The 10,130-nt window shown below is 64.0% G+C and carries 8 protein-coding genes; 7 read left to right on the forward strand and 1 reads right to left on the reverse strand.

The window, feature by feature from the left end:
* Window positions 1–7 precede the first annotated feature (7 nt).
* The 4 genes from IPN92_16630 to IPN92_16645 all read left to right on the forward strand — a co-directional run bounded on the left by IPN92_16630 (window position 8) and on the right by IPN92_16645 (window position 6,701).
* Complete coding sequence (locus IPN92_16630; GenBank protein MBK8639812.1) at window positions 8–1,612, forward strand: SAM-dependent DNA methyltransferase; 1,605 nt, start codon at window positions 8–10, stop codon at window positions 1,610–1,612.
* 505 nt (window positions 1,613–2,117) lie between these two features.
* The gene (locus tag IPN92_16635) at window positions 2,118–2,900 is read left to right on the forward strand and encodes a restriction endonuclease subunit S (protein MBK8639813.1); all 783 of its coding nucleotides are present in this window, start codon (window positions 2,118–2,120) and stop codon (window positions 2,898–2,900) included.
* Between the two features lie 115 nt (window positions 2,901–3,015).
* Window positions 3,016–3,246 (forward strand): ATP-binding protein, encoded by a 231-nt coding sequence (locus IPN92_16640; GenBank protein MBK8639814.1) that lies wholly within the window; start codon window positions 3,016–3,018, stop codon window positions 3,244–3,246.
* Between the two features lie 254 nt (window positions 3,247–3,500).
* On the forward strand, window positions 3,501–6,701 hold the full coding sequence (locus IPN92_16645) for a type I restriction endonuclease subunit R (protein MBK8639815.1): 3,201 nt from the start codon (window positions 3,501–3,503) through the stop codon (window positions 6,699–6,701).
* Here IPN92_16645 and IPN92_16650 read toward each other — a convergent pair.
* Window positions 6,698–7,186, reverse strand: coding sequence for a hypothetical protein (locus tag IPN92_16650; GenBank protein ID MBK8639816.1), 489 nt, complete (start codon window positions 7,184–7,186; stop codon window positions 6,698–6,700). The genes IPN92_16645 and IPN92_16650 overlap by 4 nt on opposite strands.
* Before the next feature lie 330 nt (window positions 7,187–7,516).
* On the opposite strand from IPN92_16650, the gene IPN92_16655 reads away from it, so the two are divergent.
* The 3 genes from IPN92_16655 (at window position 7,517) to IPN92_16665 (ending at window position 9,636) form a co-directional block, all read left to right on the forward strand.
* A complete protein-coding gene (locus tag IPN92_16655) occupies window positions 7,517–8,086 on the forward strand; it encodes an STAS domain-containing protein (GenBank protein ID MBK8639817.1) in 570 nt (189 codons plus the stop codon).
* 6 nt (window positions 8,087–8,092) lie between these two features.
* Entirely contained in the window at window positions 8,093–8,365 is a 273-nt protein-coding gene (locus tag IPN92_16660; GenBank protein MBK8639818.1) for a hypothetical protein, read from the forward strand.
* Between the two features lie 320 nt (window positions 8,366–8,685).
* The gene (locus tag IPN92_16665) at window positions 8,686–9,636 is read left to right on the forward strand and encodes a diguanylate cyclase (GenBank protein ID MBK8639819.1); all 951 of its coding nucleotides are present in this window, start codon (window positions 8,686–8,688) and stop codon (window positions 9,634–9,636) included.
* Window positions 9,637–10,130 lie beyond the last annotated feature (494 nt).

Consider the following 10,130-nt stretch of genomic DNA (forward strand, 5'->3'; position numbering starts at 1 on the left):
CAATCCGATGGCGAAGACGGCAACCCGGAACAATGACTCCTCCGCCACCATCGGCTTCGAGGCCAAGCTCTGGCTCGCCGCCGACAAGCTGCGCAACAACATGGACGCGGCGGAATACAAGCACGTCGTCCTCGGCCTCATCTTCCTCAAATACATCTCCGACACCTTCGAGGAACACCGCGCCAAACTCCTCGCGGGCCAGGGCGACTACGCCGGGGCCAATCCCGAAGACCCCGACGAATACAAGGCCGAGAACGTCTTCTGGGTGCCCGCCGATGCCCGCTGGTCCCACCTCCAGGCCAACGCCAAGCAGCCCACCATCGGCAAGACCGTGGACGACGCCATGGTCGCCATCGAGCGCGACAACCCGCGCCTCAAGGGCGTCCTGCCCAAGGACTACGCCCGCCCCGGCCTCGACAAACAGCGCCTCGGCGAACTCATCGACCTCATCGCCACCATCAGCCTCACCGCCGCCAGCGAGGGCGAGAAGACCCACCGCTCCGTCGATCTGCTCGGCCGCGTGTACGAGTATTTCCTCACCCGCTTCGCCAGCGCCGAGGGCAAGAACGGCGGCCAGTTCTACACCCCCTCCTGCGTCGTGCGCTGCCTGGTCGAGATGCTGGGCCCCTACAAGGGCCGCATCTACGACCCCTGCTGTGGTTCCGGTGGCATGTTCGTCCAGTCGGAAAAGTTCGTCGAGGCCCACGGCGGCAAGATTGGCGACATCAGCATCTACGGCCAGGAGAGCAACGCCACCACCCGCCGCCTCGCCATCATGAACCTCGCCATCCGCGGCATCGAGGCCGACATCGGCCCCGAGCACGCCGACACCTTCCGCCGCGACCAGCATCCCGACCTCCGCGCCGACTACGTCCTCGCCAACCCGCCCTTCAACGACTCCGACTGGTTCCGCAAGGACGACGACGTGCGCTGGCAGTTCGGCGTGCCGCCCAAGGGCAACGCCAACTTCGCCTGGGTGCAGCACTTCATCCACCACCTCGCGCCCCAGGGCATGGCCGGCTTCGTCCTCGCCAATGGCAGCATGTCCTCCAACCAGTCCGGCGAAGGCGACATCCGCCGCGCCCTCATCGAGGCCGACCTCGTGGACTGCATGGTCGCCCTGCCCGGCCAACTCTTCTACAGCACCCAGATCCCCGTCTGCCTCTGGTTCCTCGCGAAAAACAAAGGCGCCGACACCAAGCGCGGCTTCCGCGACCGCCGCCAGCAAACCCTCTTCATCGACGCCCGCAAACTCGGCACCCTCATCGACCGCGTCCACCGCGAGCTGACCGACGCCGACATCCAGAAAATCGTCTCCACCTACCACGCCTGGCGCGGCGACCAGCGTGACGCTGGACCCGATACGCCTGCGGCGAAATACGAGGACATCCCCGGCTTCTGCAAATCCGCCACCACCGCCGAAATCGCCGCGCACGGCCACGTCCTCACGCCCGGCCGCTACGTCGGCGCCGAGGAAGTCGAAGACGACGGCGAACCCTTCGAGGAAAAGATGCCGCGCCTCGTCGCCGAACTGCACGCCCAGTTCGCCGAGTCCGCGAAACTGGAGCAGGCCATCAAAGCAAACCTGAGGGGGCTGGGTTATGGCGGGTGATTGGCCTGAAGTGCGACTCGGCGATTTGTCCGAGGTGATGCGGGCACGACGCCAACGCGCTCGGCCGTTTCTTCCACGGGAATCCCTTCGCCGATGGCGAGTCGGTTCCTTTCGACGGATGGATCGACCTTTCGAAAGTTCGCTGCGAATCGACACGGAAACCCACGCGGCGCCAACGTGTCTCAAGCTCAGGAAGGAGACGTCCTTTTCGATGGCGGCGCTTACATCGGAAAACCGCCGTTCCCAGCAACATTCTTCCCGCCAACACCAATCAAGCGGTCGGAATCGTCCGCCTCGACCCAACGCGTGCTCACCCTCGCTTCATCGACTACTTCGCGCGCAACCGACCTCCAACCTTTCCTCAAGAACTTGCAGTCGGCGCGCCGATCTAATCTCACAGAGAACGACCGCTGCGAGTTCGCGATCGCGCCCACCCCTCGCCGAGCAAAAAGCCATCGCGGCGGTGCTTGGGGCGCTGGACGACAAGATCGAGTTGAACCGGCGGATGAACGCGACGCTGGAGGCGATGGCGCGGGCGCTGTTCCAGAGCTGGTTCGTGGATTTCGACCCCGTCCGCGCCAAACTCGACGGCCGCCAGCCCCCCGCCCTCGACCCCGCCACCGCCGCCCTCTTCCCCGACTCCTTCCAAGGCTCCGAGCTCGGCCAAATTCCGAAGGGTTGGCGTGTGGGGCGAGTCGCCGAACTATCCGACTTTAGCCGCTCATCCATCAATCCGGCGGAGTTCCCAGAGGAGACGTTCGACCACTACAGCTTACCCGCTTTTGACGAAGGGCGAACCCCGAAAGCAGAACTCGGCAGCGCCATCATGAGCAACAAGCTCGTCGTGACGCGCAACAGCGTGCTGCTCTCGAAGCTTAACCCGCACATCCCGCGCATCTGGCTGGCCGACCTCCACGAAACGCGCCGGTCCGCGTGCTCCACCGAGTTCATCGTCGCCTCAACGCGCTCCGGCTTTTCCCGCGAGTTCCTTTTCTCGCTCTTTACCAGCGCCGCATTCGCCACGACCTACGGCACGCTCGTCACCGGCACCACCGGCAGCCATCAGCGCATCCGCCCAGAAAGCGTGCTGGAGATGAGGACCGTCATTCCGCCGCCAAAGCTGGTCGAAGTTTTCACGACCATCGCCAAGCCGATGTTCGACCAAATCAACCGCAACATCCACCAATCCCGCACCCTCGCCACCCTGCGCGACACGCTCCTGCCGAAGCTGCTGAGCGGGGAGTTAAGCGTGGCGGGGCCTGAATCCAATCTGAAAGCCTCCGCGTGAGCGACCAGCCGTTACCCCAAGCCGAAATCCTCTTCTACCAGACAGAGGATGGCCGGACCCGCATCCCGTTCTCGTTTGGCGATGGGATGCAGTCCAGCTTCGTGAGGAATCCCGCATGATCCTGCTCGCTGATATCGAAGCCTGGGTGCGCGGCGGCGAGTCCGAGACCCTGGAATTCAAACGGACAACGAGTGAGCGCCGAGAGGCGGCGCGCACGATTTGCGCGATGCTGAATCATCTGGGCGGTCACGTAATTTTCGGGGTCGAGCCAGATGGGCGGATGACCGGCCAGATGGTTTCAGACCGGACGCTGGAGGAATCCCCTCCGGCGCGGGCGGGCGGATGACCCCGGGACGCGCGATTCGGTGGAGATGTTGCGGGGCTTCGGGCTCATGATTGGTCAGGGAATCACCGAGCGCCAGGCCCGCAACGACTTGGAAGCACTGCGAATCCTTGGTCTGGCTCAAGCAACAGGGCATGGTCGCGGTTCACGATGGAGGTTGTCATGAGGCATTTGGAGTGTCTATCAGGACCTGTCGGGGCCAATTGGGGCTCATTCGGGCCAATTAGGGCTTATTCGACCGCCAATGAGGCCCAGCCATGATCCTCAACGAATCCATCGTCGAAAACGCCGCCCTCGAATGGTTCGGGGAGCTGGGCTATGCGGTCGGGCATGGGCCACACCTCGCGCCCGGTGAACCGGCGGCGGAGCGGGCTTCGTTCGGCGATGTCATCCTGGTGGGCCGCCTGCGCGCCGCGCTCCAGCGCCTGAACCCGACCATTCCCGAGGAGGCGCGGGAGGAGGCCTTGCGCAAGGTCCTCTGGGTGGGGACGCCATCGCTCACCCAAACCAACCGCGCCTTTCACCGCCTGCTGCGGGATGGCGTTCCCGTGGAATATCCGCGCCCCGATGGCAGTATCGCTGGCGATCATGCCCGGCTGGTGGATTTTGGAGAGGTGGCCGCGAACGACTGGCTGGTGGTGAACCAGTTTAGGGTCATCGAGGGCCAGCACCACCGCCGGCCCGACATCCTTATTTTTATCAACGGCCTGCCTCTGGGGCTGATCGAACTGAAGAATCCGGTGGATGAGGACGCGACCCTCTGGAGCGCCTACGCCCAGCTGCAGACCTATAAGGCGGAGATCCCCAGCCTGCTGCACTACAACGGTTTGCTGGTGGTCAGCGACGGCGTGCAGGCGCGCATGGGTTCCGTCACCGCCAGCCAGGAATGGTTCAAGGTCTGGCGCACCATCGCTGGCGCGGGCGTCGCCCCCTCGTCGGCGCTGGAGCTGGAGGTCCTGGTGCGCGGGGTGTTCGAGCGGCAACGCCTGCTTGATCTGCTCCAGCACTTCATCGTCTTCGAAGAAGACCCGGATTCGGGCACATTGCACAAGATCATCGCCGGCTACCATCAATTCCATGCGGTGAACGCGGCGGTGGAGGAGACGGTGCGCGCCAGCGGGATGGGGACGAGCGGCAAACCGCTGAGCGATGAGCTGGGCACTTACTGGGCGGGCACCATGCCCGGCGGCCAGCCGGGGGACCGCCGCGCCGGCGTGGTCTGGCACACCCAGGGCAGTGGCAAGAGCTTGTCCATCCTCTTCTTCGCCGCGCGCCTGGTGCGGCATCCGGCGATGCAAAACCCGACCTTGGTGGTGCTGACGGATCGCAACGATCTGGATGACCAGCTTTTCGGCCAGTTCCAGCGCTGCGCGGACATCCTCGGCCAGACGCCGGTGCAGGCGGACGGACGGGAGCATTTACGGGAGCTGCTGAACCGGGCCAGCGGCGGCGTGGTCTTCACCACCATCCACAAGTTCATGCCGGCCAGGGGCGAGGCGATGCCCGCGCTGAGCGCGCGGCGGAACATCGTAGTCATCGCGGATGAGGCCCATCGCAGCCAGTATGGGTTTGGCGGCAAGGTCAATGACAGGACCGGCGAGATGTCCTACGGCTTCGCCAGCAACCTGCGCGACGCCCTGCCGAATGCCTCCTTCATCGGCTTCACGGGCACGCCCATCGAGAAGACGGACGCCAACACCCGGGCGGTCTTCGGCAATTACATCTCCATCTACGACATCCAGCGCGCCGTCGCCGACCAGGCCACGGTGCCGATCTATTACGAGAGCCGCATCTCCAAGCTGGCCCTGAACGCCGCCGAACTGCCGAGGCTCGACGCGGAGTTCGAGGACATCACCGAAGGCGAGGAGCTGACCAGGAAGGAGCAGCTCAAGACCAAGTGGGCCGCGCTGGAGGCCCTGGTGGGCGACCCGAAGCGCATCGCGCTGATCGCCGCCGATCTGGTGGCGCATTTCGAGAAGCGCCTGGAGGCCATGGACGGCAAGGCGATGATCGTCTGCATGAGCCGCCGCATCTGCGTGGACCTGTACCAGGCGCTCATCGGGCTGCGCCCCGCCTGGACCAGCGCCCCGGACGACGACCCGGACGCCGAGCAGGGCAGGGGCTGTGTGGTCAAAGTAGTGATGACCGGCAGCGCCGACGACGGCCCTGACTGGCAGCCCCACATCCGCGGCAAGGACCGGCGCCGCAAGCTAGCGAACCGCTTCAAGGACCCCAAGGACCCCTTCCGGATCGTCATCGTTCGGGACATGTGGCTCACCGGCTTCGACGCACCGTGCCTCCATACCCTCTACGTCGATAAGCCCATGCAGGGCCACGGCCTCATGCAGGCCATCGCCCGGGTCAATCGGGTCTTCCGGGACAAGCCCGGCGGGCTGGTGGTGGATTACCTGGGTCTCGCCGATCAGCTCAAGCGGGCGCTGGTGACCTATACCGAGAGCGGCGGCCAGGGCGATCCGACCTTCGATACCGCCCAGGCCATCGCGGTCATGATGGAGAAGCACGCCATCGCCCGCGACCTGATGCACGGCTGCGACTGGGACCTCTGGACAACTGGCAAACCCACCGAACGGCTCGCCCTCATCCCCGCCGGCCAGGAGCACATCCTCGCCCAGGAGGATGGCAAACAGCGTTGGGGGAAGGTGGTGACGGAGCTCTCCCGCGCCTTTGCCCTCTGCGCCGCCAGCGATGAGGCCACGGTGATCCGCGACGATGTGAGTTTCTTCCAAGCCATCCAGGCCGCCCTGACCAAGCAGGCTACCCACACCCAGAAGACCCCCGAGCAGATCGACGCCGCCATCCGCCAGCTCGTGAGCAAGGCCATCACTACCGAGGGCCAGGTGATCGATGTCTTCACCGCCGCCGGCCTGCCGCGGCCGGATATTAGCATCCTCTCCGACCAGTTCCTCGCCGAGGTGCGTGGCCTCAAGCACAAGAACGTCGCCGCCGAATTGCTGGAAAAGCTGCTCAAGGACGAACTCAAAGTCCGAGCTCGGCGCAACCTGGTGCAAAGCCAGGTCTTCAGCGAGAAGCTCAAGAAGACCCTCAACGCCTACCACAACCGCGCCATCTCGACGATGCAGGTGATCGAGGAGCTGATCCAGCTCGCCAGGGACCTCGACGCCGCCACCAAGCGCGGCGAGGAACTGGGCCTAACCGATGATGAGGTGGCCTTTTACGATGCCCTCGCCGCCAATGAATCCGCCGTCGTCGCCATGGGCGATGCCAAGCTCAAGGTCATCGCCGCCGAGCTGATCACCCAGGTGCGCAAAAGCGTGACCATCGACTGGGCCCTGCGCGAGGGTGCCCGGGCCAGGATTCGGGTGATGGTCAAACGCATCCTGAACAAGTATGGCTACCCGCCGGATTTGCAGGATGAAGCCGTCAAGACGGTGCTCGCCCAGACGGAATTGCTGTCGGCGGCTTGGGCGGCCGCCTAGACCCGATCCCCAACCATTCGCGGCAGTCGCCCGCTGGCGCCATCCGGCAGCAGCGGGGGATGTTTGATATCCTCGGGATCTCGCCCGCCAAGCGGCATCAGGAGCCGAAATTCTGTGCCCTCTCCGGCCCGTGACGTCACGGCGAGCCCGGCTCCGGGGCGCGTGACAAACCCCTGCACCATGAACCTACCGAACCCATGGCCGCGCTGCTTCGCCTTGGTCGAGAACAGCGGCTCGAACAGCCTGGCGAGCACCTCCTGGTCCATCCCGTAACCGGTGTCGACGACCCGTACCTGAGCATAGATCCCGGGAGCCAGTCGACCGACCGCGAGCGGGCTCCGATGGTCCCACTCGGCCGTCCGCGCCTCCAGGCCAAGATCTCCGCCATCCAGCATGGCCTCGCGGGCGTTGAGCACCAGATTGAGCAAGGCGGCCTGGAGGAAGGCGGCGTTGCTCCGCGCGATAATACCCATGGCGGAGCGCATGGGCCTTAGCCAGCCCCTGGATCGCCGCGCCATCGAATTAGCGGCGAGGCTACTCGCCGACACCTCATCCCCGGCCGTTCCCCTGGCCATCAATCTGGCGCCAACTTCTGTTGTCGACTAAGTAATACTACTGAAATTCAGGTGGACAATCCGGATAGTATCTGGCTGTTATTCCTACCTATCATTCACCCTAACGTGGCCGCCGCTACCGGCCGCTTGACAGCAGTCCCATTTAGCCCGTCGTCCCAAGGGTGACCCTGTGACGACGAATCTGGATAGGCTCTCAATAGCAGAGGGGGATAAGAATTGAAAAAAATGGAATTGCCACCATTGGCCTCGCAGACACCAGAACTCTGGCGACAGGCGATGACCTTCGGGGGTCGCCTGACCGGTACGGAACCCGATGTCTCCTCCTGGCGCGGACCTCGCTGGCAGCCCAGCAACCTGGCGGCGGATATTGACTATGACCTAGTCGACTATTGCCTGCGTATTCATATCAGGGGTCCGCTGGACCTGCGCTGCGCCTTCCGTCTCATGGCCATCGCCCAGGCCGTGGATGACAGCATTACCCAGGCCGTTCTGGATTTGACGGGAGTGACCCAAATCTTCGACTCCGGAGTGGCGGCTCTGATTCTGTTCGCTAAGGAACTGACTAAACGGGGCGTCTTCGGCATCCTTACTCAAGGTCTCGATCTGGATAAATCCACCCTGTCGCCCTATGCGACCGGTTCCGTCCCGTCGACCTTACGCCGGGTGTTCGTTTGGTCACCCCCGGCTATTCTCGACCTGGACCCCCTGGTCATGCCCATCGAAGTGCAGGGCATATCCATCGGCAATCCCGCAACCGGGCCCAGCCCCAAGGTTGGCGGATGGACTCATTCGCAGCCTCATGATGCCTAAGTGTCAATGGCCACCAGAACTGACCCACGAGTGGCCAACAATTTTGACCCGCCCCAGGATCAGGGAATATCGGTCAGAGAGCGCGATGTCCTGAACCTGATTATCGCGGGCAAGGCCAACAAAGTCATTGCCTGGGATCTGGGCACCAGTGTGCGCACCATCGAAACCCACCGCGCCAATCTGATGCGTAAACTCCAGGCCCTTGGTAGCGGACAGACGGCAAAGGCTGGCGGGGCATGGTCACCCATAATCCCCGGGGTGGCGCGGGGGTCGAAATAGAGAACAGCTATTGGCCCAGATTACTCGGCTGGAAGGAGGAACATTCAGGGTGATGAATAGAACGAGTCAATATCCCAGCCCGGATTGCGCGCGGCGCTGCCGGCCATCGCGCCATCCAGGCCTGTTCGGCACCCGCGGTGGCGCCGCCGCGCGAGCCGGACCTGGAGCGCGACCTCTAAACGCCTGATTGAGTCGGTGGGTGGCACCCTTGGCGCCGTCAGTCAACCCGGTCGGGGAACGACCTTTGGGTTCGAACTCATCTTATCCCGGGCCCTGACCCCGCATCGGACCCCCGAGAGTGTTTAGAGGAAAGCAGTAGCATGAGATCACCCGCCAGCATCCTGATAGTGGACGACGATCCCACCGCCATCATGATTCTCAAGAACGCCCTGGAGGGTCTGGGCGAGATGCATACCGCCCATGGCGGCGTCGAGGCCTTGGCGATAGTGGAGAAGGGCGGCGTCGATCTGGTGTTGCTGGACGCCCTTATGCCTAACCTGGACGGCTTTACCACCTGCGGCATGCTGCAGAAGGAGCATCCGGAATTACCCGTCATCTTCGTGACCGTCGTCAGCGACTATGCCAGCGAGGTCCGGGCTCTGGATGCCGGCGCCGTGGATTTCATCAGCAAGCCCATCAGCCCCCCCCTGGTCCGGGCCCGGGTCATGACCCATCTCAAGCTGAAGGCCCAAAACGACCTGCTCCGTTCCCTGAGCAGCCAGGACCCCCTCACCGGCATCGCCAATCGGCGCGCCCTGGACGAGCGGTTAACCATGGAATGGCGGCGGGCTCTGCGCGATGACCAGCCCCTGTCCCTGCTCATGATCGATATCGATCATTTCAAGGCCTACAACGATTACTTTGGCCATGCCCAGGGGGATAAGTGCCTGCGCAAGGTAGCCCAGGGCATCTCCACCACCCTCACCCGTGGCGGTGACTTTGTCGCCCGATATGGCGGCGAGGAATTCGCCGCCCTGCTGGCCAGCACCAAGCAGGAGGAAGCGGCCGTCCTGGCGGAGAAGATCCGTGCCAACCTGCGGAATCTGGCCATCCCCCATGCCCCCGCCAGCGGTCGGCCCTTTGTCTCCCTCAGCATCGGCATCGCCACCAGTCAATCCTTCTCCCGGGCCCAGCTCAAATTGGGCTCCCTGCCGCAACTGGGCAAGGAATTCGGCTTGAATCTGGCCAGGGACCTGTTCGAGCGGGCGGATCATGCCCTCTATGTCGCCAAGGCCGCGGGACGTGATCGCGTCTGTTCAGCGGAGGCATGAACCCCGGGGGGTGGGGTTGGTTGGCACTCCCCTACCGCCCGGATGGCGGTCTCCGATAATGTCGCAACTCCTTGTGTTTATTTATAAACGCGTCGTCAATAGCAAACATCTTGTCAAATTTGACATCCTTGGGTTTTCGGAATAAAAAGGAATTTTGAGCAGGTTCGGTGCCTGCCCGGCCAGACCTCCAAGCCCCGCATCAGGGACAGAACCCATGGAAAAGCCACCCGCCGCCCCGGGCCAGCCACTCGACCCGGCCTCGCCAGCCGCCATGGTCCCGTCCACGCTGGAACTCCACCCTTGGCGCCGTCACCGGCGGAGGCCTCGATGGCCTCGCCAGCCGAGGCGCCCGTGGTACCGGAGTCGCCGCGGCCGCCAGATTCTCCGGAGTCGGCGAAGCCCTTCCCGCGCCAGCCCTTCCCCATTGCATAGCGGCCTCCGTCCGGTTCCCGCCAGGCACCCGACCGAGGAGCCTGACCAGAGCGCCCTGTACA

Source organism: Chromatiaceae bacterium (assembly GCA_016714645.1).
GTDB lineage: Bacteria > Pseudomonadota > Gammaproteobacteria > Chromatiales > Chromatiaceae > M0108.

Bases quoted from the DNA above. Each gene is read 5' to 3' on its own strand.
- IPN92_16630 (MBK8639812.1), top strand. From the start codon at position 8: ATGGCGAAGACGGCAACCCGGAACAATGACTCCTCCGCCACCATCGGC.
- IPN92_16635 (MBK8639813.1), top strand. From the start codon at position 2,118: ATGAACGCGACGCTGGAGGCGATGGCGCGGGCGCTGTTCCAGAGCTGG.
- IPN92_16640 (MBK8639814.1), top strand. From the start codon at position 3,016: ATGATCCTGCTCGCTGATATCGAAGCCTGGGTGCGCGGCGGCGAGTCC.
- IPN92_16645 (MBK8639815.1), top strand. From the start codon at position 3,501: ATGATCCTCAACGAATCCATCGTCGAAAACGCCGCCCTCGAATGGTTC.
- IPN92_16650 (MBK8639816.1), bottom strand. From the start codon at position 7,186: ATGCGCTCCGCCATGGGTATTATCGCGCGGAGCAACGCCGCCTTCCTC.
- IPN92_16660 (MBK8639818.1), top strand. From the start codon at position 8,093: ATGGCCACCAGAACTGACCCACGAGTGGCCAACAATTTTGACCCGCCC.
- IPN92_16665 (MBK8639819.1), top strand. From the start codon at position 8,686: ATGAGATCACCCGCCAGCATCCTGATAGTGGACGACGATCCCACCGCC.